General features: G+C 68.4%; 15 protein-coding genes. 12 read left to right on the forward strand and 3 right to left on the reverse strand.

Annotation, left to right across the window (positions count from 1 at the left end; all coding sequences use genetic code 11):
* Positions 1-27: 27 nt before the first annotated feature.
* Genes HLA95_RS02925 through HLA95_RS02935 form a run of 3 tightly spaced genes read right to left on the reverse strand, consistent with a single transcriptional unit; the run spans position 28 to position 5733 of the window.
* Positions 28-1833, reverse strand: a complete 1806-nt coding sequence (locus HLA95_RS02925) for a hydantoinase B/oxoprolinase family protein (protein ID WP_191059223.1) — start codon at positions 1831-1833, stop codon at positions 28-30.
* 19 nt (positions 1834-1852) lie between these two features.
* Complete coding sequence (locus HLA95_RS02930; protein WP_191059224.1) at positions 1853-3658, reverse strand: hydantoinase B/oxoprolinase family protein; 1806 nt, start codon at positions 3656-3658, stop codon at positions 1853-1855.
* Between the two features lie 14 nt (positions 3659-3672).
* Positions 3673-5733 carry a hydantoinase/oxoprolinase family protein gene (locus HLA95_RS02935; RefSeq protein WP_191059225.1) on the reverse strand — a complete coding sequence of 687 codons (2061 nt, stop codon included), beginning with the start codon at positions 5731-5733 and terminating at the stop codon, positions 3673-3675.
* A gap of 171 nt (positions 5734-5904) precedes the next feature.
* On the opposite strand from HLA95_RS02935, the gene groEL reads away from it, so the two are divergent.
* The 12 genes from groEL (at position 5905) to glgB (ending at position 26279) form a co-directional block, all read left to right on the forward strand.
* Complete coding sequence (gene groEL, locus HLA95_RS02940; RefSeq protein WP_255591443.1) at positions 5905-7485, forward strand: chaperonin GroEL; 1581 nt, start codon at positions 5905-5907, stop codon at positions 7483-7485.
* Between the two features lie 220 nt (positions 7486-7705).
* A complete protein-coding gene (locus HLA95_RS02945; protein ID WP_222182346.1) occupies positions 7706-8842 on the forward strand; it encodes an ABC transporter ATP-binding protein in 1137 nt (378 codons plus the stop codon).
* Between the two features lie 80 nt (positions 8843-8922).
* Positions 8923-10131: a type 2 periplasmic-binding domain-containing protein gene (locus HLA95_RS02950; RefSeq protein WP_191060607.1), complete on the forward strand. Its 1209-nt coding sequence runs from the start codon at positions 8923-8925 to the stop codon at positions 10129-10131.
* 65 nt (positions 10132-10196) lie between these two features.
* Positions 10197-11117 (forward strand): ABC transporter permease, encoded by a 921-nt coding sequence (locus tag HLA95_RS02955; RefSeq protein ID WP_222182348.1) that lies wholly within the window; start codon positions 10197-10199, stop codon positions 11115-11117.
* A complete protein-coding gene (locus HLA95_RS02960; RefSeq protein ID WP_191060605.1) occupies positions 11114-11986 on the forward strand; it encodes an ABC transporter permease in 873 nt (290 codons plus the stop codon). The genes HLA95_RS02955 and HLA95_RS02960 overlap by 4 nt, the downstream gene beginning before the upstream one ends.
* Positions 11987-12097: 111 nt before the next feature.
* On the forward strand, positions 12098-13522 hold the full coding sequence (locus tag HLA95_RS02965; protein WP_222182350.1) for an aminotransferase: 1425 nt from the start codon (positions 12098-12100) through the stop codon (positions 13520-13522).
* A 163-nt stretch (positions 13523-13685) separates the two neighbouring features.
* Positions 13686-14408, forward strand: coding sequence for a GntR family transcriptional regulator (locus tag HLA95_RS02970; RefSeq protein WP_191062268.1), 723 nt, complete (start codon positions 13686-13688; stop codon positions 14406-14408).
* Positions 14409-14453: 45 nt separating this feature from the next.
* Positions 14454-15410, forward strand: coding sequence for an ornithine cyclodeaminase family protein (locus tag HLA95_RS02975; RefSeq protein ID WP_222182352.1), 957 nt, complete (start codon positions 14454-14456; stop codon positions 15408-15410).
* A 101-nt stretch (positions 15411-15511) separates the two neighbouring features.
* Complete coding sequence (locus HLA95_RS02980; RefSeq protein WP_191061437.1) at positions 15512-17263, forward strand: ABC transporter ATP-binding protein; 1752 nt, start codon at positions 15512-15514, stop codon at positions 17261-17263.
* 230 nt (positions 17264-17493) lie between these two features.
* Positions 17494-20712, forward strand: a complete 3219-nt coding sequence (locus HLA95_RS02985) for a maltotransferase domain-containing protein (protein ID WP_322100097.1) — start codon at positions 17494-17496, stop codon at positions 20710-20712.
* Between the two features lie 87 nt (positions 20713-20799).
* Positions 20800-24075 (forward strand): maltose alpha-D-glucosyltransferase, encoded by a 3276-nt coding sequence (gene treS / locus HLA95_RS02990; protein ID WP_191060339.1) that lies wholly within the window; start codon positions 20800-20802, stop codon positions 24073-24075.
* Positions 24072-26279, forward strand: a complete 2208-nt coding sequence (glgB, locus tag HLA95_RS02995; protein WP_322100091.1) for a 1,4-alpha-glucan branching protein GlgB — start codon at positions 24072-24074, stop codon at positions 26277-26279. Before treS ends, glgB begins: the two co-directional genes overlap by 4 nt.
* The last annotated feature ends 4 nt before the right edge of the window (positions 26280-26283 follow it).

Genomic DNA, 26283 nt, shown 5'->3' on the forward strand with positions numbered 1-26283 from the left:
CTTGCTGAAGCTCCCTGTTGCGCTCGTTCAGTTGGCAAGGCCGGCCCGCAGCCTGGCCGTCGCTGCCTCGTCCACCGTGAGCGTGATGCCGTCTTCGACCAGCACCACGCCGTATACGTCACTCGCCCGCTCGCGCGAAACCCAGCCTTCCAGCACATCGTGCAGGACACGGGCCGGATCGCGGTGCAGCGGTGAGCCGTAGCCGCCACCGCCCGAGGAGTGCGACACCACGTACTCGCCGGGCGCCAGCTTCACGCCATGGCAGGCCGGCAGCCCCGTGAGCGTGCCGTCCAGCTCGCGCTTGAAGGCCCGGGACAAGGCACCGGGCCCGCCGCCCTGGGCACCCTCGGCCGGGTTGACGGTGCCATCCGCGGTGTAGAGCACTTCCATCGTGCAGCCCTCGATCGGGCCGAACTCGGCATAGACCGATGGCGCGCCGCGGAAGGTGCCAGCCCCTTCGGTATCGGCCATGAGCGAGCGCCGGCGCACGAACAGCGGGTGGTGCAGCTCGTCGACCTCGATGCTGTCCTGCCGGCACAGCCCGGCATTGCCGACATGGATGATCGACAGGAAGCCGTCGGTGACGGGAGTACCCGCCCCGCCAGTCGCGCCGAGGAAGATCTGGTTGACGAACGGTGCATCGCCGTGGCGCGGGTCCTTGCCGGAGATCACGCCCATGGCCGGCGGCATGATCGGCCCGGTATCCGCCATGCCGAAGCCGGGAGCGATCTCGGCGATCGCGCGCTGCACCGGGTTGGAGACCCGGTCGGCGAGGTTGGTGGTCGCGACCGAGCATGAATGCGGGTGGCGCGGGATGCCCACCACGCAGTTCTCCCGGAGCAGCACGTCGACGCGGCGGAAGCTGCCGGCATTGGCCGGGACGCTGTGGTCCAGGATGCCGTTATAGATCCCGACCATGGCGGCGGTGCGGGCACAGCCTTCCGACAGGTTCAGGCCGCAGGGCTGGCAGTCGATATTGTCGGTGAGGTCGACGGTGATCTTGGCGTTCTCCGCATCGATCGTCATGTCGACCTTGACCGGGATGCCGTCCGGCACGCCGGGGAAGGGGTCGTGCGCCGAATGGACCGTCACCTTGCCGGACGGCAGGCGGCGGATCGCCTCGACCATCTTCGCTTCGGAATAGTCGAACCAGCCGGTGGCGTACTGCTCCAGCGTCTCCCAGCCGACCTCCTGGCCCAGTTGCAGAAGCTCGCGCTCGCCGATCCGCACCGCACCCAGCGTCGCCAGATAGTCGCCCCACCATTGCTCCGGCACGCGGATGCGCGCCCGGCACATGCGGATCAGGTCCTGATTGTCCTGGTAGCCGGACTGGATCTTGGCCGCCGAGAAGATCAGCGCACCTTCCTCGTACACGTCCCGGGCATGGCCCATATAGGTGGTGGGCCGGGAGTTGCCGCAGTCCGCCTGGTGCGCCTTGGCCAGCACGAAGAAGCGCAGCGTGCCGCCCTCGTCCACCACCGGCACGATCAGGCAATGGTCGGCGGCGTGGGAATCGCCCTCATACGGGCTGTTGTGGAGGAAGCAGTCGCCGGCCTGCAGCTCCGGGTGATACTTCTTCACGGTCCGGCACATGATGTCCGGCCCGATCAGCGTGTGGATCGGCAGGCTCTCGGCACTCGCCAGCAGCTCGCAATCGGCGGTGAGCACCACGCAGGAGAAATCGTGCGCGGTGTTGAGCACGCCGGAACGCGCGGTGCGGAACAGCGTGTTCTGCATCTTGCGGGCGATGCTCTCCATGCGGTTGGAGATGATCGCCATCCGCACGCCCTCGCGCGCCCAGCCGGCCCGCTGGTCGACGTTGGTCACGGCCATCGGCCTTCCTCCCTCCGTCTCACTGGGTCTGACGCAGCGACGCGCGCAAGCTGCGCGTGGCCGCCTGGTCGACCGCGAGCGTGCCGTCGACCAGGCTGCCGGTGGTGACCAGGCCATAGACGGACCGCGCCCGCTCCGCGCTGATCCAGCCTTCCATCAGGTCGTGAAGGACCCGTGCCGGATCGCGCTCCAGCGGTGAGCCATAGCCGCCACCGCCGGCCGAGTAGGACACCACCAGCTCGCCGGGCTTGAGCGTGACGCCATAGCAGGGCGGCAGCTTCGTCAGGCTGCCGTCCAGCTCGCGCTTCATCGCCCGCACCGGCCCGCCCTTGCCGCCGCCCCGGGTGCCCTCGGCGACGTTGATCGTGCCGTCCGCGGTGTAGAGCACCTGCATGGTGCAGCCATCGATCGGCCCGAGCTCGGTATAGGCCGAGGGGGCACCCCGGAACGTGCCGGCCCCCTCCGTGTCCGGGACGAGATAGCGCGCCTTGATGAAGATCGGGTGGTGCAGCTCGTCCACCTCGATGCAGTCGATCCGGCACATGCCGGCATTGCCCGCATGGATGATCGACAGGAAACCGTCCGTGACCGCCGTGCCGGCGCCACCGGTGACGCCGATATGGACCTGGTTCACGAACGGCTCGTCATGGTTGCGCGGGTCTTTCCCTGAGATCACGCCCATGCCCGGCGCCATGATCGGCCCGGTCTCCGCCATGCCGTGGCCTGCCGAGATCTCGGCGATGGCGCGCTGCACCGGGTTGGACACGCGGTCGGCGAGGTTGGTGGTGGCGACCGAGCAGGAGAACGGATGGCGCGGGATGCCCACGCAGCAATTCTCGCGCACCAGTACCTCGATCCGCCGGAAACTGCCGGCATTGGCCGGCACGCCATGGTCGATGATGCCGTTATAGATCCCGACCATGGCGGCGCTGACCGAGGTGCCCTCGGTCAGGTTCAGGCCGCAGGGCTGGCAGTCCGGGTTGTCGCGCAGGTCGACCGTGATCTTCCCGGCCAGGGCATCGACCGTCACGTCGACCTTGACCGGGATACCGTCCGGCACGCCGGGGAAGGGGTCGTGCGCGGCATGGATCACCCGGCGCCCGCTCTTCAGCCGGCCGATCGCGTCGACCATCTTCTTCTCGGAATAGTCGAACCATGCCTCGGCATAGTCCTCGAGCACGTCCCAGCCGACCTCGCGGCCCAGCGCCAACAGCTCGCGCTCGCCGATCCGCACCGAGCCCAGCGAGGCCAGATAGTCGCCCCACCACTGCTCGGGCACGCGGATGCGCGCCTTGCACATCCGGATGATGTCGTCGTTGTTCTGGTAGTCCGACTGGATCTTGGTCGCCGAGAAGATCAGCGCACCTTCCTGGTACACGTCGACCACGTCGCCCAGATAGGTGGACGGCCGCGAGTTGCCGCAATCGGCCTGGTGCGCCTTGGCCAGCACGAAGAAGCGCAGGATGCCCTCGTCGTCGACCACCGGCACGATCAGGCAATGGTCGGCGGCGTGCGAGTTGCCCTCATACGGGCTGTTGTGCAGGAAGCAGTCGCCGCGCTTGAGTACCGGATGGTGCTTCTTGACCGCCTGGCACATCAGGTCCGGGCCGATCAGCGTGTGGATCGGCAGGCTTTCGGCTGCCGCCAGGAAGCGGCAGTCCGCGGTCAGGATCACGCAGGAAAAGTCGTGCGCGGTATTGAGGATGCCCGAGCGCGCGGTGCGGAACAGGGTGTTCTGCATCTTGCGCGCGATGCTCTCCATGCGGCTGGAGAGGATCGCGGTGCGCACGCCGTCGCGGGCCTTCTGGGCAGCGGAAGCAGTCATGGTCGTCCTCCCGCTCAGAACGTGACCCGCAGGCCGCCACCTTCGGTGCGTACCGCGGTCGTGTCCGGATCGACCACCACGGTGGTGAACGAGGATTCGATGACCGCCGGCCCCGTCACCGGCTCGTCCGCCGCCATCGCCTCGAACCGCACCACCGGCGCATCCACCCAGCCGGTGGCGGCGAAATAGATCTGGCGCCTGGCCATCATCGGCCCACTGCCTTCAGGGGTGGGCAGGCGGCCGCTGCCGCCCTCGCGCAACCGGCAGCGCACCTTGGCCCGCCAGGTGACGAACTCGACCTCCGAGTTGGGATCGGAGATCTCGAAGATGTCCTTGTGCGTGGCATGGAAGGCCTGCTTCAGCGCATCCAGCTCCGCTTGGCCCTCGATCCGGCCCCTGCCCAGCGGCACCTCGATCTCCCAGATCTGGTGCGGGTAGCGCGCTTCCACCGAGAACTCGGTGACGACCTCCAATGCACCCTCGCCGGGCCCGGCGGCAAAGGCCTGGCAGCGGCTCTCCAGCTTCGCCAGCACCTCGTTCACGCTGTCGAACTGGAAGCGGTCGCTCACCGTGAACAGCATCTGCGCATAGTCGGACGACAGTTCCGACATCAGGGCGCCGGCGGCGCTGAGCACCGCACCTGCCTCCGGGATGAGCACGCCGGCGCAGCCCAGGCGCTTGCCCACCGCCACCGCGTTCAGGCCGGCGGCACCGCCGCCGCCGATCAGGATCGCCGTGGACGGGTCGATGCCCTGGTTGACGGTGATCTCGTCGATGGCCCCCACCATCTTCTCGGTGGCAAGCGCCAGGACGGCGGCCGCCGTCTCCTCGACCGAGAGGCCGAGCCGGTCGGCAACCTTCTCCTTGAGCGCCGCCACCGCCGCATCGCGGTCCAGCGCCATCGTCCCGCCCAGGAAGAAGTCCGGGTCGATATAGCCCAGGATGATCGAGCAGTCGGTCACGGTCGGCTCGGTGCCGCCCTTGCCGTAGGCCACCGGGCCGGGCGTGGAGCCCGCACTCTTGGGACCCACCTGGAGCAGTCCGCCGGAATCGACCCAGGCGATCGAGCCGCCGCCCGCCCCGATGCTCTTCACGTCCACCGACGGGAAGCCGGTCATGTGGCCGCGGAAGCGCTGGCCGAGCCAGGTCTCCCGGGTCCACGGGATCCGCCCGTCGCGCACCAGGCTCACGTCGTAGCTGGTGCCGCCGGTATCGGCCACGATCGCCACGGCGTTGCCGAAATCGCGCTCGGCGTAATAGCGCCCGGCCACCGGCGCCATGGCCGGGCCGGAATTGATCGAGTGGATGGGGGCGCGGGCCACCGCCTCGGCGTCCATGATGCCGCCGCCGGACGTGACCATCAGGGTGCGCCCGGCAAAGCCCGCCTCGCGCAGCCGGTTGGTAAGCCCGTTCAGGTACTTGAACATGAGCGGCTTGAGCGAGGCGTCGATCACGGTCGCCGAGGCGCGGCGATATTCGCGCAGGGTCGGGTTCAGGACGTGGGAGAGGGTCACCGAGACGTTCGGCAGGTGCTCGGCCAGCAACTCGCCGATCCGGCGCTCGTGCTGGGCGTTCATCACCGACCAGAGCAGGCAGACGCCAACCGCCTCGACCTGCTGCTCCTTCAGCTGCTCGATGATCCCGAGCACGGCCGCCTCGTCCAGCGCCTGGACGACCTTGCCCGCGGCATTGATGCGCTCCGGCACCTCGAAGGTCAGTCGCCGCGGCACATAGGGCTCCGGGTAGGGGACGGTGAAGTTGAACGGCTCGATCCGGCCGCCTTCCCGGATCACCAGCACGTCGCGGTGGCCCTCGGTGGTGAGGAACGCGGTCTTGGCGGTGTTGCCGGTCAGGATCGCGTTGATCGCGCGGGTAGTGCCGTGGATGAACATCTGGCCGCGGGCCAGGAAGTCCTTGCGGTCCAAGCCGTAATGCGCGGCAGCGAGCGCCAGCGCATCGAGCACGCCGCGCACCGGATCGTCAGGGGTGGTGGACGCCTTGAACAGCCGGATCTCGTCACCGTCCTCGACGACCAGATCGGTGAAAGTACCGCCCGTATCGCAAGCCAAGCGCATCCTTGCTTTCCCCTCCCGACCTTTTCGGAAAAACTAGCCACCGTGTGATCACAGTTGCAAGTGCCGCTGTGATCACGATGCAAGCGCTGTGCCAGAGGCGGGACGGGATCGGCTGGCATGGCCCATGCTCGAAGGTCCGATCGGGCATGGGTTCGACAGAGGGGGAACGTGATGGTCGCGAAGGTCGTGCTGGGGGAGTCGCAGGCCGGGCAGGCGCTGGGGCGAGGCGTGGATCTCGCCGCCGATCTGGTGGCGACCACGCTGGGCCCGGCCGGGCGCGCGGTGCTGATCGAGCGGCCGTTCGCCACACCCACCCTGCTGCGCGACGGCTATGCGGTGCTGCAGCAGCTGGAGCGGGCCGACCCGGCCGAAGAGATGGGCCTCCGAGCGATGCGGGAACTCGCCTGGCGCACGCTCGACCAGGTGGGTGACGGCACCAGCAGTGCGGTGGTCCTGGCCCGGGCCCTGCTCCGTGAGGGCCGGCGGGCGGTCCGGGCCGGCTTTGCCGCAGCCGAGCTGCAGGATGCGTTCGATCGCCAGGCCGGCCGCGTGATCGCGTCCCTGGAATCGCGTGCGATCGCCGATCCCGACCAGGCGCAGCTCGAGCAGGTCGCGGCCCAGGCGGCCGGCGGCGACCTGTCCCTCGCGCGCAGGGTGGTCGAGGCGCATCTGGCGGCCGGTGCGGATGGGGTCGTCCAGGTGGAGGAGGGGCGTGGCAGCCGGGACGAGCTCGACGTGGCGCCTGGCCTGCATTTCGACCAAGGCTGGATCTCCGCCCATTTCGTCGAGGACCAGGAGACGCAGAGCGTCGAGATCGCGAACCCGCTGATCATCTTCCACCTGGGTGCCTTGACCGAGCTCGGGCCGATCCTGCCGGTGCTGGAAATGATCGCCAAGGCCGACCGCGGGCTGATGCTGATCGCCGACAGTGTGGGCGGCAATGCGCTCAGCACGCTGGTGGTCAACCGGCAGCGCGCGGGCTTCAAGGTCGCAGCAGTCAAGGCGCCCGGGACCGGCGTCTGGCGCCAGCTCATGCTGGAGGACCTGGCGATCGCCACCGGAGGTATGGTGATCGGCGAGCAGATGGGCACTCGGCTGGAGAAGCTGCGGCCGCACATGGCCGGCCAGGCCGAACGGATCCGGATCACCCGCATCGGCACCACGATCACCGGCGGCAAGGGCGATCCGGCGATGGTCCGGATCCGCGCCAAGGAGATCCGCCAGGCCATCGCCCGGGAACGGCACCTGGCCTTCGACCGCGAGCAGCATCAGCGGCGCCTCGCCAGGCTGGAGGCCGGCATCGCCACACTGCGGATCGGCGGGGTCACCGAGAGCGAGATGGCGGTGCGCCAGCGCCAGGCCAAGGCCGCCTCGGCCGCCGTGCAGGCCGCCCGGTCGGGCGGCGTCCTCCTGGGCGGCAGCGCGGCCTATCTGCGGGCCGGTCTGCATTGCCAGGAGGTCCGCGCCGGCGACCCGCTGGAGCGGATGGCGGCACGGATCTTCGCCACGGCCCTGGCAGCGCCGCTTGGCCAGATCGCCGGCAATGCCGGCGTGGACGGGCGGGCGGTGGCCTGGCAGCTCGCCGAACCGGGTGCGGCCGGCCAGTGCTATGATGTCGGCGCCTGCGGCCTGCGGCCGGAATCCGTGCTGGTGGACGCCCTGCCGGTGGCGCGCGCAGTGGTGCGGAACGCTTCCTCCACCGCGGCCCGCCTCCTGGGCATGGCAGTTGCGATTACCTCGCGCGCCGCATGACGCCGATGAAATAGGCGATTGCCTGAGATGTGATCACAGCATAGCTTTTCCCGAAAGGGAGGCGCGGGCGACTGCCCCGCACGAAAGATCAGGCAAGAATGCTCTGGCACAGCGGTTGCATGCTGTGATCACGGAGTATGGAGGAACGCTCTCGGGCGTCCGGGTCTCTGCTGAAAGGTGCCTCATGCCGAATGGCCACTCAGCCCTTGCAACCCCGACCATGGAGCGGGCACCGGCTGCGGGCGCCTTGCCGGCTGGGCAGGACCCGGTCAGGCAGGGCAGCGTCCAGCCGATGCTGGAGGTCATCGACGCGGTGCACGCCTATGGCGACGTGGTGGCGCTGGACAATGTCACGGTCACCGCGGCACCGGGCGAGTTCCTGACCATCCTGGGCGAGAGCGGCTCGGGCAAGACCACGCTGCTCCGCCTGATCTCCGGCCTGGAGAAGCCCTACAAGATTGGTGCCCTGCGCCTGAACGGGGTGGATGTCAGCGAGGTGCCGGCGTTCTCGCGCAACTGCACCACGGTGTTCCAGAACTACGCCTTGTTCCCGCACATGACGGTGGGCGCCAATGTCGAGTATGGCCTGCGGGTGCGCGGCGTGCCGCCGGCCGAGCGCCGCCAGCGGGCGCAGGACGCGCTGAAGCTGGTGCGGCTGGCCGACAAGTACGACCGGCGCATCCACCAGCTTTCCGGCGGCGAGCGCCAGCGCGTGGCGCTGGCGCGGGCCCTGGTGCCCCGGCCGGCGATCCTCCTGCTCGACGAGCCCTTGGGCGCGCTGGACGAGAAGCTGCGGGTCGACATGCAGGTCGAGCTCATGGAGATCCACAAGTCGCTCGGCATGACCTTCGTCTACATCACCCACAGCCAGGAAGAAGCGCTGACGATGAGCGATCGCATCATCCTCATGCGCAAGGGCAGGATCGCGCAGGCCGGCACGCCGCACGAGATCTTCGACCGCCCGGTCAGCCGGTTCGTCGCCGGCTTCATGGGGGTGGAGAACCTGATGGAGGCGACGCTGACCGGCCTGGACGGCGACGATGCGCTGGTCGAGGTCGACGGGCAGCGGATGGTCGGCACCTGGTCGGGCCGCACCAGGCCTGCGGTGGGCGACAAGGTCGTGGTCGGCATGCGTGCCGAGCGCCTGCACATCGCCGACCGGCCGCCGCAGGACCCGGGCTTGAACGTGCTGCCCGGGCGCCTCGACAGCGCGATCTACAAGGGCAAGTACCTGGACCGGACCGTGCTCACCGAGGTGGGGCCGATCAAGGTGCGCTTGTGGGATTCCTCCTCGTCCACCGCGGAGCAGGGCTTCGTCTGGTGGAAGAAGGCGGATTGCATGGTGATGAGCGCCTGATGGGCACGGGTCACCCTGCCGGATAACCGAGCCCTCCACCGATCGAGCAGGGCCTTCAGCAACCAGAGAAGGAAACGCCGATGACGCAAGGGAAGTTCGATCCGCGCCTGTCACGCCGCAACTTCGTGGAGAGCGCGCTCTCCCTTTCCGCGCTGACCGCGGCGGCCGCCACCCTCCCGGCAGCGCTCCCCGGCATGAGCCAGCAGGCCTGGGCCGCCGGCGCCCCGGTCAAGGGCTACGGCGTCACGACCGCCCAGCTCAAGGACTGGTCGATCATGACCAAGTCCAACAGCGTCACCATGGACTACACGCCGACCAATGCCGACATCGGCGTGTTCATGCGCGACGTGATGTCGAACGATCTGGGCGACACCCACGACTTCTTCATCTTCGACGGCGGCACCGAGGACGTACTGGGCCCCGAAGGCTATTACGCCCCGATCGTCGAGGACCATCCCGAGCTGACCTTGTGGGCGCGCACGCCCGACACCTGGAAGCGCTCCGACCTGATCCGGGCCGACGATACCCAGTGGGGCGTGCCGGTGATCGGCAATGGCGACGCGTTCGGCTACTTCCCCGAAGTGATCGGCGCCAACCCGAACGGCCAGGACGAGATCCCCTGGACGACCTTCTTCGAGGGGGAGCAGGTCAAGGGCCGGGTGGCGATCGACCGCTCCTGGCTGCAGTCGATGAGCGAGACCGCCAACTTCCTCAAGCATCATGGCCGGGCGGAGATCGAAGACCCGGCCGACCTCACCCAGGAGGAGGCCCGCGCAGTCGCCGACTATCTGGTCGAGCGCAAGCAGGCCGGTCATTTCCGCACGATCTTCACCGCGTTCGAGGAGCAGGTCCAGTTGCTCTCCAACAAGGAGATCGACATGATCAACTGTTGGGAGCCGGCGACCCGCGACGCGAACCTGGCACTGGGTCCTGGCACGGTGATCTACGCCTTCACCGTCGAGGGTTACTACAAGTGGGGCCACGGCGCCTACGTGGCGACCGCGGCCATGGACCGGGACAATGTCGACAACATCTACAAGGTCCTGAACTATTTCCTGGGCGGCGAGTACCGCGCGTATCAGGCCAAGGAGCGCGGCTATGCCGGGCCGAACATGGACCTGGGCGTGGAGTATGCCACCGAGCATGGCTGGCCGCAGGAGGACATCGACCTCCTGAAATACACGGGCGAGAAGGTCGAGAGGAAGTTCGAGAAGCCGTTCTGGGGCAAGACCACGCCGTCCAATGCGGACGTCATGGAAGAAGAGTGGCAGCGTTTCCTCAACGCCTGAACCGGGCGCCGGCCCGGCTGCACCGGGCCGGCCAGCCTGTCTCTGACATCACGGGAGCATGACGGATGGCGGCAGCCGCGATCCCGACGAGACGAGCCTGGAGCCGACGGATGCTGGACCGGCTGACGCCCTCGGGCGTCGCCGTGCCGGCCTTCCTGATCACCTGGTCGCTGGTGGTCATCCTGCCGCTGCTGGTCATCGTCCTGTTCAGCTTCCTGCAGGTGAAGTCCTACCGGGTCGTGTACGTGCCGACCCTGGGCACCTGGGAATCGGTGATCGATTCGGGTCGCTGGATCGTGGCGGTGCGCACCCTGCGCATCGCGATCACCATGACATTGATCGAGCTGCTCCTGGCCTTCCCGTTCGCGCTCTGGCTGGCCAAGGGCTGCAAGTCCAAGCCGGCCAAGGCCATCATCATCACGCTCCTGACCATCCCGTTCTTCCTGGACACCTCCTCCCGGATCATCGTCTGGCGCTCGATCCTGGGCACCAACGGCATCGTCAACACCGTGCTGACCTCGCTCGGCATCGTGGACGAGCCGATCAGCTGGCTGCTCTATTCGGAGTTCGCCGTCCATTTCGGCATGCTCGGGTCCTACTTCCCGACCATGGTGTTCCCGATCTTCATGATCATGTCGCTGATCGACGACGACTACCTCCAGGCGAGCAGTGATCTCGGCGCCAGTCCGGGCCAGACCCTGCTCTACGTGATCCTGCCCATGTCCCTGCCGGGCGTCGTGGCCGGCGTGGTGTTCACCCTGGTGCCGCTGATGGCGGCGTTCGTCGAGCCGCAGATGCTGGGGGGCGGCTTCGTCAACCTGCTCGGCAACTCGGTGAACTCGGCACTCCAGGAGCTGAAATACCCGACCGCCGCAGCCCTCTCGACCATCGTGGTGGCGCTGCTCGGCGTCTGCCTGGCGGCGCTGATCCTGATCACCCGAAAGCGCTTCGACATGTCCACCATGTTCCAGGCGATCCGCCGATGATCGGAACGTCCGACCTGCCTACCCTGGCGCTGATCGACGAGCGCCAGCTGGCCGGGAGCAGCCGGTTCTGGCGCAGCGTCAGCCGCTGGAAGGGCTGGCCCACTGCCGCCAAGTGGCTGGGCTTCTTCGCCATCGCGATGATCTACGTGCCACTGGTCTGGCTGGCGATCATGTCGATCGCGCAAAGCCCCCTCTCGGGCATCCCCTACCCGCTCACCACGGCCAATTACGCGGCACTGGCGGCCGATTCACGCTGGATCCCGCCCTTGCAGGTCAGCTTGGTGATGAGCACGCTGGTCGCGATCGTCTGCATGGTGATCGCCACCATGGTCGGCCGCTCGATCACTCGGATGCGCCGGCCGGGCGGCGTGTTGCTCCTGACGCTCCTGCCCCTGTTCGTGCCGGGCCTGACCATGGGGGCGGCCCTGTTCATCTTCCTGCGCACCATGCTCGGGTTGAAGATGGGCTACTGGTCGATCTTCCTGGCGCAATTGGTCTGGGCGCTGCCGTTCGCGCTGCTGCTGGTCCTGGTGATCGCCAGCCGGTTCGACCTGCGCCTGCTGGAAGCGGCCGAGGACCTGGGGGCCACGCCCTGGCGGCGCTTCTGGGACATCGAGATGCCGATCCTGCGCCCGGGCGTGTTCGGCGCGGGCGTGTTCGGCTTCCTCCTGTCGTTCAACGAGCTGCTGCGCTCCTTGTTCCTGCGCGGTGTCGAGACGACCATGCCGATCTACAACTGGGCGATGGCCGCCTCACAGCAGTCCCAGGTGCCGATCATCTTCTCGTTGGCCACCATCATCCTGGTGGTTACCCTGCCGGTCATGGGCGTGTTCTTCTGGTTCCTGTTCGTCAAGCTCGACCGCAGCTGACGGCGGCTGCGGCGGCGCTGGTTGACGCCCGGCACCCGGAAGGGGCACAACTGTGATCACAGCGCGATGTGGCGGCGCCAGCGCGCTATCCCCTAGGAAGTGGAAGAACCGATGCTGGATGCGCTGGACGAACGCGCCAACTACAGCCTGGAAGACATGGATCGGAACAGCCTGTTCCATCCGCTGACCTCCATCGCCACCCACATGGACAAGGGCCCGGCGATCATGGACGGGGCCAAGGGCGCCCGCCTCCGTGATCACAGCGGCAACGAGCTGGTCGACTGCTCCGGCGGCCTGTGGTGCGTGAATGTCGGCTATGGCCGGCCCGAGATCGCCGAAGCCGCCAAGCAGGCCGTCCTCGACCTCAACTACTGGCACCTGTTCGGCTCGGCCTCCAACGAGGCGACCATCCGCCTGGCCGACAAGGTCCTGAACCTGTTCCACGAGCAGGCCAACGCCCGGCATCTCAAGCGGGTGTTCTTCGGCACCTCCGGCTCGGACGCGAACGACACCAACTACAAGCTGGTCCGCTACTACGCGAACCTGCGCGGCACGCCCGAAAAGCGCAAGATCATCTCCCGGCAGGGCGCCTATCATGGCCTGACCGCCGCGGCCGCCACGCTCACCGGCATCCCCTCCTACCACAAGGCCTGGAGCCTGCCGGACACCGGCGTCATCCATACGAGCTGCCCGCACTACTTCCGCTTCGCCGAGCAGGGCGAGAGCGAAGAGGCGTTCTGTGACCGGATGATCGCCGAGATCGCGGCGATCATCGAGCGGGAGGGACCTGAGACGATCGGCGCCTTCATCGCCGAGCCGATCATGGGCACGGGCGGCGTGCTGATGCCGCCGAAGGGCTATTTCGCCAAGCTCCAGCCGCTCCTGGACAAGCACGACATCCTGCTGATCGCGGACGAGGTGATCACCGGGTTCGGCCGCCTCGGCCAGTGGTTCGGCACCGGGTTCTACGGGCTCAAGCCCGACATCGTGACCCTCGCCAAGGGCATCACCAGCGCCTACTTCCCGGTTTCCGCCTCGGTGGTCTCCGAGCGGATCTGGAACGTGCTGGAGCAGGCTTCGCCGGAATACGGGCCGGTGATGCACGGCTTCACCTATTCCGGCCATCCGGTCGGCGCCGCGGTGGGCCTGGCCAACATCGCGATCCTCGAGAACGAGAACATGGTGGGCAATGCCGCTACCGTGGGCGCCTATCTGCTGGACGGGCTGAAGTCCCGGCTGGCCGAGCACCCCTATGTGGGCGAGGTGCGCGGTGCCGGCCTGATGATCGGCGTGGAGTTCACCGCCGACCGTGCCAAGCGGACCCCGTTCCATGCCGGCAGCAACGTCCATCGCCTGGTGGCAAGCAAGGCGGTGGAGCACGGGCTGATGGTCCGGGCGCTGCCGTTCATCGAGGTCGTGTCCTTCTCGCCGCCGCTCTGCATCACCAAGGCCGAGTGCGACCTGGCAATCGACCGCTTCGCCGCCGCGGTCGACGAGCTGACGCCCAAGATGACGGAACTGGCCAAGGCGTCCTGACGAGGCGTCGCAGCGGCCGTGGCGGCAAACCGCCACGGCCGCGTTTCATGAGCGTCCCGCCCGGCCCAAGCTCGTTGCGAGCCCTGCCGGGCGACGCGATGCTTCCATCCGGCATGGCTGAGCCTGGCTGGACGACGGCATGCACGAGGTCTCGAAGACGTTCATGACTGCCCTTCTGCAGCCTGCCGGGCAGCCGCCCGCTGTCGTCGAGCAGGCCGATGCCGCGCCCGCGGACGAGAGCACGCTCGGGCAGCAGGTCTATCTCGACCTGGAAATGCGCATCATTTCGGGCCAGCTCCTGCCCGGCGACAAGGTGAGCCTGCGCAAGCTGGCGACCACGTTCCAGACCAGCATGCAGCCGGTGCGCGAGGCGGTCGGCCGGCTGGTGGCCGCCTCGGCCCTGGAAGTGACGCAATCGCGCTCCATCCGGGTGCCGCTGATCGAGCGGCCGATCATCGACGAGATCTGGTCCACGCGGCTGCTGCTCGAGGGCGAGGCGGCCGCAAGGTTCGCGGCCCGCAACGTGCCCGAGGAGGCGCGCGCCCTGTTCGCCAAGACCAGGGCCATGCGCTCCTCGCGGTTCGGCATCGACTTCCATCCGACCGTGCTCGGCCTGATGGAGTGGAACCGGCGGCTCCTGGAGGGTTCGGCCGCACCCATCCTGATCGACATCGTCCACCGCCTGCACCTGCGCTATGCGCCGTTCCTGGCGCTAGCCATGAGCGTGGACCAGCCGCACGACCCGGAGTTCCTCCAGTTCACCCTGCACATGCAGGACGAACTGGGCTTGGCGATCGAGACCGGCGACGTCGCGGCCGCCCGGCATCTGCGCTGCGCCGACATGCGCTCCTTCCAGCGCTACCTCTACCGCCGCATGGGCTGGTAGGCTCCTGCCCGCAGCCTGGTGCAGGAGCGGGCAGGGGAGCGCGCGATGCAGGTCTTCGACGCCGGACAGGTGCACCGGCTGCTCGACTATCCATCGCTGGTGGCGGCCCTGCGCCGGGCGCACGGGGGCGGGATGCCCGATACCCACCGCACGGTCATGGCCGAGCCCGGTGGCGGGCCGGATCGGTTCGTTGCCCTGTCCGCCTGGGCAGCCGGCGAGATGATCGCGGTGAAGCTGGTCGGCGTGTTCCCGGGCAACCTTGCCTTGCCCGTGCCGGAGCCCTCGGTGCAGGGGCTGGTGGCATTGTTCGACGGCCGGACCGGTGCTCCGCTGCTGGTCGCCGACGGCGCGGCGATGACCTTCCGCAAGACGGCGGCGGATTCGGCCCTCGGTGTCGACTGCCTGGCCCGCGCCGATGCCGAGACCCTGCTGATCGTCGGTGCCGGCGGGCTCGCTCCCCATGTGGCACAGGCGCATACCAGCGTGCGGCCGTCGCTGCGCCGGGTCCTGATCTGGAACCGCACGGCCGAGCGGGCCCGCGCCGTGGCGGACGGGCTCGACCTCGGCGCCGTCCGGGTGGAGGCGACCGCCGAGCTGGAGCTGGCGACCGCCCGGGCCGACATCATCGCCACCGTGACCATGTCGACCACGCCGCTGGTGCGGGGCGACCTGCTGCGCCCTGGCACCCATGTCGACTTGATCGGCGCCTACCTGCCCGAGATGCGCGAATCGGACGACGCGGTGATCCGGCGCGGCCGGCTGTTCGTCGACACCTTCGCCGAGTGCGACCGCTGCGGCGATCTGGGCCAGCCGATCGCACAGGGCCTGATCACCCTCGATTCGATCGAGGCCGACCTGTTCCAGCTCTGCCAGGGTGCGCATCCGGGCCGCACCTCGCCGGACGACATCACGGTCTACAAGAACTCGGGCGGCGCCCATCTCGACCTGTTCACCGCCCGCCACCTGATCGACCAGGCAGGCCGCGCCGAAGTTCGGGGTTGACGGGCAGGGGTGCCGGCAGCATCGCCGGACCTGGCTCTGCGCGGCCGGCTCCGCGGGCTATATCGGATCACCGTGGCGGCATCCCGCGCGCCTGAGGAACCATGCTTCGAGAATTCTTCGCCTATTACCGTCCGCACCGGCGGCTGTTCATGCTCGACTTCGGCTGCGCGGTGCTGTCCGGCCTCCTGGAATTGGCCTTCCCGATCGCGGTGAAGCTCTATGTCGACGTGCTGCTGCCCGGCCAGCAATGGCTGCCGATCCTCCTGGCCGCCGCCGGCCTCCTGCTGGTCTACCTGCTCAACACCGGGCTGATGGCGGTGGTGAACTACTGGGGCCACGTGCTCGGGATCAACATCGAGACCGAGATGCGCAGGCGGGCCTTCGACCATCTGCAGAAGCTGTCGTTCCGCTTCTACGACAACCAGAAGACCGGGCACCTGGTGGCGCGCGTGACCAAGGACCTGGAGGAGATCGGCGAGGTCGCCCATCACGGGCCCGAAGACCTGTTCATCGCGATCATGACCTTCATCGGCGCCTTCCTGCTGATGGTCTGGGTCCATCCGCCCCTGGCGCTGCTGACCGCCCTGATCATCCCGCTCGCCGTGTTCGTGACCGCCCATTACGGCGGGCGGATGACCCGCAACTGGCGCGCACAGTTCGGCCGGGTCGGTGCCTTCAACGCCCGGATCGAGGAGAATATCGGCGGCATGCGGGTGGTCCAAGCGTTTGCCAACGAGGAGCACGAGCGCCGGCTGTTCGCGAAGGACAACGCGCTCTACCGCCTGACCAAGCTCGAGGCCTACAGGATCATGTCGGCCAGCATGACCATCAACTATCTGGGCATGCGCCTGGTGCAACTCGTGGTGATGCTGGCGGGGACCTATTTCGTGGTGACCGGCGGGCTGTCGGTCGGCGGCTTCGTCGGCTTCCTGCTGCTGATCGGCGTGTTCTACCGCCCGCTCGACAAGATCACCGCGGTGATCGAGACCTATCCCAAGGGGATCGCGGGCTTTCGCCGCTACTCGGAGCTGCTGGCCACGGAGCCGGACATCGCCGACCGGCCGGACGCCGTGCCGACGCCGCCGCTGGCCGGCGAGATCCGCTTCGAGCACGTTACCTTCGGCTACGGGCAGGAGCGGCCGGTGCTCCGCGACATTTCGCTCGCGATCGGGGCCGGGGAGACCGTCGCGTTCGTGGGGCCGTCGGGTGCCGGCAAGACCACGCTCTGCTCGCTGGTGCCGCGCTTCTACGACGTGGATGCCGGGCGGATCACGATCGACGGCTTCGACATTCGCGACCTGACCCTGGAATCGCTGCGCCGGCAGATCGGCATCGTGCAGCAGGACGTGTTCCTGTTCGCCGGCACCATCCGCGAGAACATCGCCTATGGTCGGCTGGACGCGAGCGAGGCGGAGATCCTGGTTGCCGTGCGCCGGGCACGGCTGGAAGGGCTGATTGCCGCACTGCCGGACGGGCTGGACACGGTGGTGGGCGAGCGCGGCGTGAAGCTGTCCGGCGGGCAGAAGCAGCGCCTGGCGATCGCCCGGATCTTCCTGAAGGACCCGCCGATCCTGATCCTGGACGAGGCGACCTCGGCGCTCGACACCGCGACCGAGCAGGCAATCCAGCGCTCCCTGCACGAATTGTCGCTGGGGCGGACCACGCTCGTGATCGCGCACCGCCTGTCCACCATCCGCAACGCCGACCGGATCGTGGTGATGACCGAGAACGGCATCGCGGAACAGGGGCGGCATGCCGAGCTGGTGGGGGCTGGCGGGATCTATCAGCAGCTCCACGAAGCCCAGCATGCGGTCGAGATCGGCCGGCTGCCGCCGGACGGATTGACCGCCTGACCCCTCTGCCCGGAACAAAAGCGTCCCGTTACTGTTGATCCGTGTGGAAACCGCAGGGCAGGCCGTTCGCTTCACGGTGGCGACCGGTCATCATGGCGCCACCGATGGATCGGACCGAACAGCGACGGGACACTATCGTGTCAGCAGCAGACGATCTTCTTCTCGATGCCCCGGTCACGTCGTCCGCGCAGGCGACAGGCTCGCCGCGGATCTATTATGTCCACCCGCTGGTGGCCGGGCCGCTCGAGCGCTGGAACGAGCTGCTCGATCACGCGGCGGAGCTGGGCTTCGACACGGTGCTGACCGCACCGCCCTTCCTGCCCGGGCACGGCCAGAGCGTGTTCCTGCCCAAGGACATGGACCAGCTCCATCCGGCCCTGGGCGGCGGAAATGCGGACGAGGCGCTGGCGAGGCTCGTCGACGAGGCGCGCCAGCGCGGCCTGCGGCTGATGGTCGATATGGTCGTGGACCGGGTGGCGCGCGACAGCCGGTTCGCCATCGATTCCGGCTTGGCCAATGCCGGGGTCGACGTGCTCGACCCGCGCCGTGACCCGGCGGAGCGCGAAGGCCTGCTCCTGTTCTTCAACGACGATCCGCAGCAGCATCCCTTTCTCGGCATGCTGGCCGAGCGGCTGGGTCGCCTCGTCCAGGCAGGCATTGCCGGCTTTCGCTGCCTCCATTGGGACCGGGTGCCCGAGGCGGGCCTGCGCTTGCTGGTCGAGGCCGGCCGCGCTGCCGGGCAGGACACGCGTTTTCTCGCCTGGACGCCCGGGACCACGTTTGGCGCACGCCGCGTGCTGAAGCCCGTCGGCTTCGACGGTGCCTTCTCGTCCTTGTGCTGGTGGAACCTGCGCGACAGCTGGCTGGTGGACGAGCACGAGCTGCACCGGGCGATCGGCGACGACATCGGCTTCCCCGAAGCCCCGTTCGACAAGCGGGTGACCCACGAGGTGGAGCCCGACCTCGTGCTGCAGCGCCGCGCCGTGCGGGCCCTGCGGCTGGCCGCCGCCTTGGGCGACGGGCTGCTGGTGCCGATGGGCTTCGAGTTCGGCAGCCGGGTGCGGCTGGATCCGGCGGGCGGTGACGGGCGGGGCCTTGCCGGCCTGCGCGAGCAGGGCAATCTGGACCTGGTGGCGGAAGTGCGGGCGGCCAACCGGCTGGCAGCCGAGGCCGGGGCGGCGCTGCGCGGCCACCCGCTGCTCTTGACCCGCGACGACACCGCACCGTTCACCGCGATCCTGCGCACCGATGCCGCCGATGCCCGCCGCGCCGGGCGGGCCTGGCTGGTGCTGGCCAATGCCGATCTGGCCCGGACGACGCCCGCGGATGCCGACATCATCGCCACCGATGCCGGGGCCAGGTTCTTCCCATTCCGGGCGGACGAGGCGGGGCTGGAGCTGTCGCCCGGCGAGAGCATCCTGCTGGAGCCGGGCGAGGCGCGGGTCCTGACCGGCCGGGCCAGCGACATGATCCGCGGCGTCGTGAGCGTGCCGGACGTGGAGGCCGCGGTCGCATCGCCGCGCCTGATCATCGAGAAGGTCACGCCGGCGGTGGACGACGGCGCCTTCCCGGTCAAGCGCATCGTCGGGCGGGCCGTGGAGGTGGAGGCCGACATCTTCGGCGACGGCCACGACGTGCTCCAGGCCGCGCTCCTGTGGCGGCCGCTCGACCAGGCGGAATGGCAGGAAGTACGCATGAAGCTGGTCGTGAACGACCGGTGGACGGCCAGCTTCCCGCTGGAGCGGGTCGGCCGCTACGAGTTCGCGGTGGAAGCGTGGCGCGATCCGTTCGCCATCTTCCGCTACGAGCTGGAAAAGAAGCACGCCGCCGGGCTGGACGTGACCCTGGAGCTGGAGGAAGGCCGGCTCCTGGTGGAGGCGGCGCTGGACGGGGCGGAAGGCGAGGTCGCGGGGCAGGTCCGGGCGCTGGCCGAGCGGCTGGTGCGCGCGGACTATGACAGCCGCCTGGCCATCCTGATGGGCGCCGAGGCGGCGGACGTGATGACCCGGGCCGACCGCCGGCAGTTCCGGCTGCGCTCGCGCAGCTATGCCGTGGATTCCGAGCGTACCGGCGCGGAGTTCGCGAGCTGGTACGAACTGTTCCCGCGCTCGCAGAGCGGCGATCCCAACCGCCACGGCACGTTCGACGACGTGATCCGCCGCCTGCCCTGGATCCGGGATCTGGGCTTCGATGTGCTCTACATGCCGCCGATCCACCCGATCGGCCGCACCCATCGCAAGGGCAAGAACAACAGCCTGACGGCCGGGCCGGACGATCCGGGCAGCCCGTACGCGATCGGTGCGGAAGAGGGCGGCCACGACGCGATCCATCCGGAACTCGGCACGTTCGAGGACTTCCGTCGGCTGGTCGCGGCCGCGGCCGAGCATGGCATGGAGGTGGCGCTCGACATCGCGATCCAGGCCTCGCCCGACCATCCCTGGCTGAAGCACCATCCGGACTGGTTCGACTGGCGGCCGGACGGATCGATCAAGTACGCGGAGAACCCGCCCAAGAAGTACGAGGACATCGTCAACGTCGACTTCTACGCCAAGGGTGCCACGCCGTCGCTCTGGGTGGAACTACGCGACATGATCCTGCTCTGGGTGGAGCAGGGGGTGAAGCTGTTCCGGATCGACAACCCGCACACCAAGCCGTTCCCGTTCTGGGAATGGCTGATCGCGGACGTACGTCGCGACCATCCGGACGTGGTGTTCCTGGCAGAGGCCTTCACCCGGCCCAAGGTGATGTATCGCCTGGCCAAGATCGGCTACTCGCAATCCTACACCTACTTCACCTGGCGCAACACCAAGTGGGAGCTCACCGAATACCTGACCGAGCTCACCCAGACGGCACCCAAGGACTTCTTCCGGCCGCATTTCTTCGTGAACACGCCGGACATCAACCCGGACTTCCTCCAGGACGCGCCGCGCTCGGCCTATCTGATCCGGGCGGCACTGGCGACCACGCTGTCCGGGCTTTGGGGCATGTATAACGGCTTCGAGCTGTGCGAGGGCCGGCCGGATGCCAAGAAGAAGGAATACGCGGATAGCGAGAAGTACGAGATCCGCGCCTGGGACTGGGACCGGCCGGGCAACATCATCGCCGAGATCCGCCAGCTCAACCGGATCCGCCGGACCAATCCCGCCCTGCACAGCCATCTGGGCGTCAGCTTCCTCCAGGCCTGGAACGACCAGGTCCTGTTCTACGAGAAGGCCACGCCCGGCCGGGAGAACGTCCTGCTGATCGCGGTCGGGCTGGACCCGCACCACGCCCAGGAGGCCGATGTCGAGCTGCCGCTATGGAAGTTCGGGCTGCCCGACCACGGCACGCTGGAGGTGGAGGACCTGATGCGCGGAGGGACATTCACCTGGACCGGCAAGCACCAGCGGGTCCGCTGCGACCCGGGCGAACTGCCCTTCTCGATCTGGCGCGTGGCGGCAAGGGGCTGAAGAACGATGCTTGAGAAGAACGAAACGTCCATCCTGGAGCAGGAAGCCGCGCCGGTCTCCGAGGCGACCTCGGACATTGCGGCCGGCATGCGCGGCGACCCGCTGTGGTACAAGGACGCGATCATCTACCAGCTCCACGTGAAGTCGTTCTTCGATTCCAACAATGACGGGATCGGCGACTTCGCGGGGCTGCTGCAGAAGCTGGACTATATCGCCTCGCTGGGTGTCAACACGATCTGGCTCCTGCCGTTCTACCCGTCGCCCAGGCGCGACGACGGCTACGACATCGCCGACTATCGCGACGTCAGCCCCGACTACGGCACGCTCGACGAGTTCAAGACCTTCGTGAGGGAGGCCCATGCCCGCGGCCTGCGGGTGATCACCGAGCTGGTGATCAACCACACCTCCGACGAGCACCCCTGGTTCCAGCGCGCCCGCCGCGCCCCGCCGGGCTCGCCCGAGCGCGACTTCTACGTGTGGTCGGACTCCGACCAGAAATATCCCGAGACCCGGATCATCTTCATCGACACCGAGAAGTCGAACTGGACCTGGGACCCGGTGGCCGGCGCCTATTTCTGGCACCGCTTCTATTCGCACCAGCCGGACCTGAACTTCGACAACCCGCAGGTGCTCGAAGAGGTCCTGAGCGTGATGCGCTACTGGCTGGACATGGGGATCGACGGGCTGCGCCTGGACGCGATCCCCTACCTGGTCGAGCGGGAAGGGACCAACAACGAGAACCTGCCCGAGACCCATGTGGTCCTGAAGAAGATCCGCGCTGCGCTGGACAAGGAATATCCCGACCGGATGCTGCTGGCCGAGGCCAACCAGTGGCCAGAGGACACCCAGCAATATTTCGGCGACGGCGACGAATGCCACATGGCATTCCACTTCCCGCTGATGCCCAGGATGTACATGGCGATCGCCAAGGAGGACCGCTTCCCGATCACCGACATCCTACGCCAGACCCCGGAGATCCCGAGCAACTGCCAGTGGGCGATCTTCCTGCGCAACCATGACGAGCTGACGCTCGAGATGGTGACCGACGAGGAGCGGGATTATCTCTGGAACACCTATGCCGCCGACAAGCGTGCGCGCATCAATCTCGGCATCCGCCGAAGGCTGGCCCCGCTCATGCAGCGCGACCGCCGGCGCATCGAGCTGATGAACGCTCTGCTCCTGTCGATGCCGGGCACGCCGGTCGTCTATTACGGCGACGAGATCGGCATGGGCGACAACATCTATCTCGGCGACCGGGACGGGGTGCGCACGCCGATGCAGTGGTCGCCCGACCGCAACGGCGGCTTCTCCCGCGCCGACCCCGCCGGGCTGGTCCTGCCGCCCATCATGGACCCGCTCTATGGCTATGAGACGGTGAACGTCGAGGCGCAGAGCCGCGACCAGCATTCCCTGCTGAACTGGATGCGCCGCGCCCTCACCCTGCGCCGCAGCCACCCCTCCATGGGCCGCGGCAGCTTCCGGCTGCTCTACCCGGCCAACCGCAAGGTCCTGGCCTATCTGCGCGAGCTGGACGGCGACACCATCCTATGCGTTGCCAACCTGTCGCGCGCACCCCAGGCGGTGGAACTCGACCTGTCGGCGTTCGCCGGCTACGTCCCGCTCGAGCTGACCGGCCCCACCGCCTTCCCGCCGATCGGCCAGCTCACCTATCTGCTGACCCTGCCGCCCTATGGCTTCTTCGGCTTCCAGCTCATGCCGGAGGCGGACAGCCCGAAATGGCGGATGACCCCGCCCGAGCAGTTGCCCGAGTTCGAGACGATCGTGCTCCGCCACTCGCTGGGCGAGATCATGGAGCCGCGCACCGCCGGCGCCATCGCGAAGGACATCCTGCCGACCTATCTGCCGCTGCGCCGCTGGTTCGCCGCCAAGAACGAGCGGCTGACCGCCGCCCGGGTCGCCTGGTCGGTCGCCATGCCGTTCGCCGAGGACGTGGTGCTGGGCGAGATCGAGGCGACGCTCGGGGACCGTGCGGAGCGCTACTTCCTGCCGCTCGGCGTCGCCTGGGACGGCGGGGCGACGAACCCGCTGCCGCAGCAACTGGCACTCGCAAGGGTGCGCCGCGGCCGGCGGGTGGGCTTCCTCACCGACGGCTTCGCGATCGACCGCTGGGCGCACGGGCTCCTGCGCGCCCTGTGCGACGGCACCCAGATCAGTACGCCCGAGGGCCGCATCGACTTCGTGGGTGCACCCGGCCTCGACTGCAGCGAGCTCGGCGAGGACGCGCCGATCCGCTGGCTGTCCGCCGAGCAGTCCAACAGCTCGCTGATCATCGGCGACTTCGCCATGATCAAGCTGGTGCGCCGCATCCACGCGGGCATCCATCCCGAGGCCGAGATGACCCGTCATCTCACGGCCGCCGGTTATGCCAACTCCTCGCCGCTGCTGGGCGAGGTGCTGCGGGTGGGCGAGGACGGCACGCCGCACACGCTGGCGATCATCCAGGGCGCCATCCGCAACCAGGGCGATGCCTGGAACTGGCTGCTGGACAACCTGAAGCGCACGATCGACGAGCATGCCCTGATGGCGGCGGACGGGCATGGCGACGACGAGGAGGCGTTCACCACGCTGGACAATTTCGTGGGCATCGTCGGCCGGCGCCTGGGCGAGCTCCATGCGGTGCTGGCCCGGCCCAGCGACGACCCGTCCTTCGCCCCGATGCCGGCCGACGCTGCGGCACTGGACGAATGGCGCTCGCGTGCCTCGGCCCAGCTCGCCACCGCGTTCACGATCCTGGAGCGCGCGCGTGCCGATCTGGAGCCCGAGCTGGTGACACTCGCCGACCGGCTGCTCACCATGCGCGAGCCGTTGCTGGCGGCGGTCGACCGCCTGGCCGAGGCGGGCAAGGGCACGCTGATGACCCGCATCCATGGCGACTTCCACCTGGGCCAGGTCCTGGTGGCGCATGGCGATGCGTACATCATCGACTTCGAGGGCGAGCCCGCCCGGGAGCTGGCGGAGCGTCGCGCCATCACCAGCCCGCTGCGTGACGTGGCCGGCCTGCTCCGCTCGCTCGACTATGCGGCGGTGTCGGCGGCGCCGCCGGAAGAGGAGGCGGCCACGCCGCAGATGCAGGAAGCGCGGCACCGGCTGGTCGACCAGTTCCGCCATGGCGCCGAGCAGGCCTTCCTCGCCGGCTATGTCGAGGCGATCGACGCGGCACCCCAGCTCGGCTTCTCGCCCGAGCGGCGCGACCCGCTGCTCGACCTGTTCCTCCTGGAAAAGGCAGCCTACGAAGTGCAGTACGAAGCGGCCAACCGGCCGAGATGGCTGGGCATCCCGTTACGCGGGCTGGCCACCATCGCCGACCGCCTCACCGCCAGCGGCACCGGCGAGGTGGCATGATGGCGGCGCAGGAATCCCTTCTGGCCGGCATCGATCCGGCCGAGGTGCAGTCGCTGGTGGATGGCCGACACGGCGACCCATTCGCGATCCTTGGGCCGCATGCGCATGGCGAGGGCGGCATCGTGCGCGCCTTCCTGCCGGGCGCTTCCGCAGTCGAGCTCCTGTCGCGGGAGACCGGCGAGCGGCTGGCCTTCCTGGAGTCGGTCCACCCGGCGGGCCTGTTCGCCGGCCATGTCGAGCGGTTTGCCGCCTATCGCTTCCGGATCCACTGGCCGGAAGCGATCCAGGAGACCGAGGACCCCTACAGCTTCGGCCTGCTGCTGGGCGAGCTCGACCTGCACCTGATCGCCCAGGGCACCCATTACCGGCTGAGCCACGTGCTGGGTGCCACGGCCATGACCTGCCACGGCGTGCCGGGCGTGCGCTTCGCCGTCTGGGCGCCGAATGCCACGCGCGTCTCGGTGGTGGGCGACTTCAATGCCTGGGACGGGCGGCGCCATCCGATGCGCCGGCGCCAGGAGGCCGGGGTCTGGGAGCTGTTCATCCCGCGGCTGGGGCCGGGCGACCGCTACAAGTACGAGCTGCTGGGCCCATCGGGCCAACCCCTGCCGCAAAAGGCCGACCCGGTGGCGCGTGCCGCCGAGGCGGCACCCGGCACGGCCTCGATCGTGGCCCGCAGCGAGCCGTTCCGCTGGACGGACGAGGGCTGGCTGGCGCAGCGGGCGGAACGGCAGGGCGGCAGCGCACCGATCTCGATCTACGAGATCCATGCCGGCTCCTGGATGCGCGATACCGAGGATGGCAACCGCAGCCTGGACTGGTCGGAGCTGTCCGAGCGGCTGATCCCCTACGTGGCCGAGATGGGCTTCACCCATATCGAGCTGCTGCCGATCATGGAGCACCCGTTCGGTGGCTCCTGGGGCTACCAGCCGCTGGGCCTGTTCGCGCCCACCGGCCGCTACGGTACGCCGGAGGACTTCGCCAGCTTCGTCGACCGCTGCCACGCGGCGAATATCGGGGTGATCCTGGACTGGGTGCCGGCGCACTTCCCGACCGACGTGTTCGGCCTGGCCCAGTTCGACGGCACCGCACTCTACGAGCACCAGGATCCGCGCGAAGGGTTCCACCAGGACTGGAACACGCTGATCTACAATCTCGGTCGCAACGAGGTGAAGGGCTTCCTGATCGCCAGTGCCCTGGACTGGCTGGAGCGCTTCCATGTCGACGCGCTGCGCGTCGATGCGGTCGCCTCCATGCTGTACCGCGACTACAGCCGCAAGGCCGGGGAGTGGATCCCGAACCGCTATGGCGGCCGGGAGAACCTGGAGGCGGTCGAGTTCTTCAAGCACCTGAACAGCATCGTGCCGCAGCGCTGCCCGGGTGTGGTGACGCTGGCCGAGGAATCGACCGCCTGGCCGGGCGTGACCAAGCCCGTCGAGGAAGGCGGGCTGGGCTTCACCTACAAATGGAACATGGGCTGGATGCACGACACGCTCCACTACATGGAGCAGGATCCGGTCTACCGCAGCTACAACCACGGCGCGTTCACCTTCGGCATGGTCTATGCCTATACCGAGCGCTTCGTGCTGCCGCTGTCCCATGACGAGGTGGTGCACGGCAAGGGCTCGCTCCTGCGCAAGATGCCGGGCGACGAGTGGCAGCGCTTCGCCAACCTGCGTGCCTATCTGGGCTATATGTGGGCCCATCCCGGCAAGAAGCTCCTGTTCATGGGCTGCGAGATCGCCCAGGTCACCGAGTGGAATCACGACGCACAGGTGAGCTGGGAGCTGCTGGACGATCCGCGCCATGCCGGGATGCAGCGCCTGGTGCGCGACCTGAACCGGATCTACCAGGACGAGCCTGCCCTGCACGCGACCGACTTCGATCCCAACGCGTTCGCCTGGGCGGTGGTCGAGGACGCCGCCAACTCGGTGTTCGCCATGCTGCGCACCGCTCCGGACGGCAGCTCGGTCATCCTCGCAGTCAGCAACATGACGCCGGTGCCCCGCTACGGCTACCGGATCGGCGTGCCGAAGGCCGGGACGTGGCAGGAGATCCTGAACACCGACGCGCTGGGCTATGGCGGCAGCAATGTCGGCAATGGCGACAGCGTGGCCACCGAGGAGGTGCCGGCGCACGGCAAGGACGTTTCCGTCCAGCTCGTGCTGCCGCCGCTCGCGACCGTCCTGTTCCGGCTGGGCTGACCGC

The sequence above is a fragment of the Geminicoccus harenae genome (assembly GCF_019800005.1).
Classification (GTDB): Bacteria; Pseudomonadota; Alphaproteobacteria; order Geminicoccales; family Geminicoccaceae; genus Geminicoccus; species Geminicoccus harenae.

Bases quoted from the DNA above. Each gene is read 5' to 3' on its own strand.
- HLA95_RS02950 (WP_191060607.1), top strand. From the start codon at position 8,923: ATGACGCAAGGGAAGTTCGATCCGCGCCTGTCACGCCGCAACTTCGTG.
- groEL (WP_255591443.1), top strand. From the start codon at position 5,905: ATGGTCGCGAAGGTCGTGCTGGGGGAGTCGCAGGCCGGGCAGGCGCTG.
- HLA95_RS02945 (WP_222182346.1), top strand. From the start codon at position 7,706: ATGGAGCGGGCACCGGCTGCGGGCGCCTTGCCGGCTGGGCAGGACCCG.
- HLA95_RS02925 (WP_191059223.1), bottom strand. From the start codon at position 1,833: ATGGCCGTGACCAACGTCGACCAGCGGGCCGGCTGGGCGCGCGAGGGC.
- HLA95_RS02980 (WP_191061437.1), top strand. From the start codon at position 15,512: ATGCTTCGAGAATTCTTCGCCTATTACCGTCCGCACCGGCGGCTGTTC.
- HLA95_RS02970 (WP_191062268.1), top strand. From the start codon at position 13,686: ATGACTGCCCTTCTGCAGCCTGCCGGGCAGCCGCCCGCTGTCGTCGAG.
- glgB (WP_322100091.1), top strand. From the start codon at position 24,072: ATGATGGCGGCGCAGGAATCCCTTCTGGCCGGCATCGATCCGGCCGAG.
- HLA95_RS02975 (WP_222182352.1), top strand. From the start codon at position 14,454: ATGCAGGTCTTCGACGCCGGACAGGTGCACCGGCTGCTCGACTATCCA.
- HLA95_RS02955 (WP_222182348.1), top strand. From the start codon at position 10,197: ATGGCGGCAGCCGCGATCCCGACGAGACGAGCCTGGAGCCGACGGATG.
- HLA95_RS02930 (WP_191059224.1), bottom strand. From the start codon at position 3,658: ATGACTGCTTCCGCTGCCCAGAAGGCCCGCGACGGCGTGCGCACCGCG.
- HLA95_RS02965 (WP_222182350.1), top strand. From the start codon at position 12,098: ATGCTGGATGCGCTGGACGAACGCGCCAACTACAGCCTGGAAGACATG.
- treS (WP_191060339.1), top strand. From the start codon at position 20,800: ATGCGCGGCGACCCGCTGTGGTACAAGGACGCGATCATCTACCAGCTC.
- HLA95_RS02960 (WP_191060605.1), top strand. From the start codon at position 11,114: ATGATCGGAACGTCCGACCTGCCTACCCTGGCGCTGATCGACGAGCGC.
- HLA95_RS02935 (WP_191059225.1), bottom strand. From the start codon at position 5,733: ATGCGCTTGGCTTGCGATACGGGCGGTACTTTCACCGATCTGGTCGTC.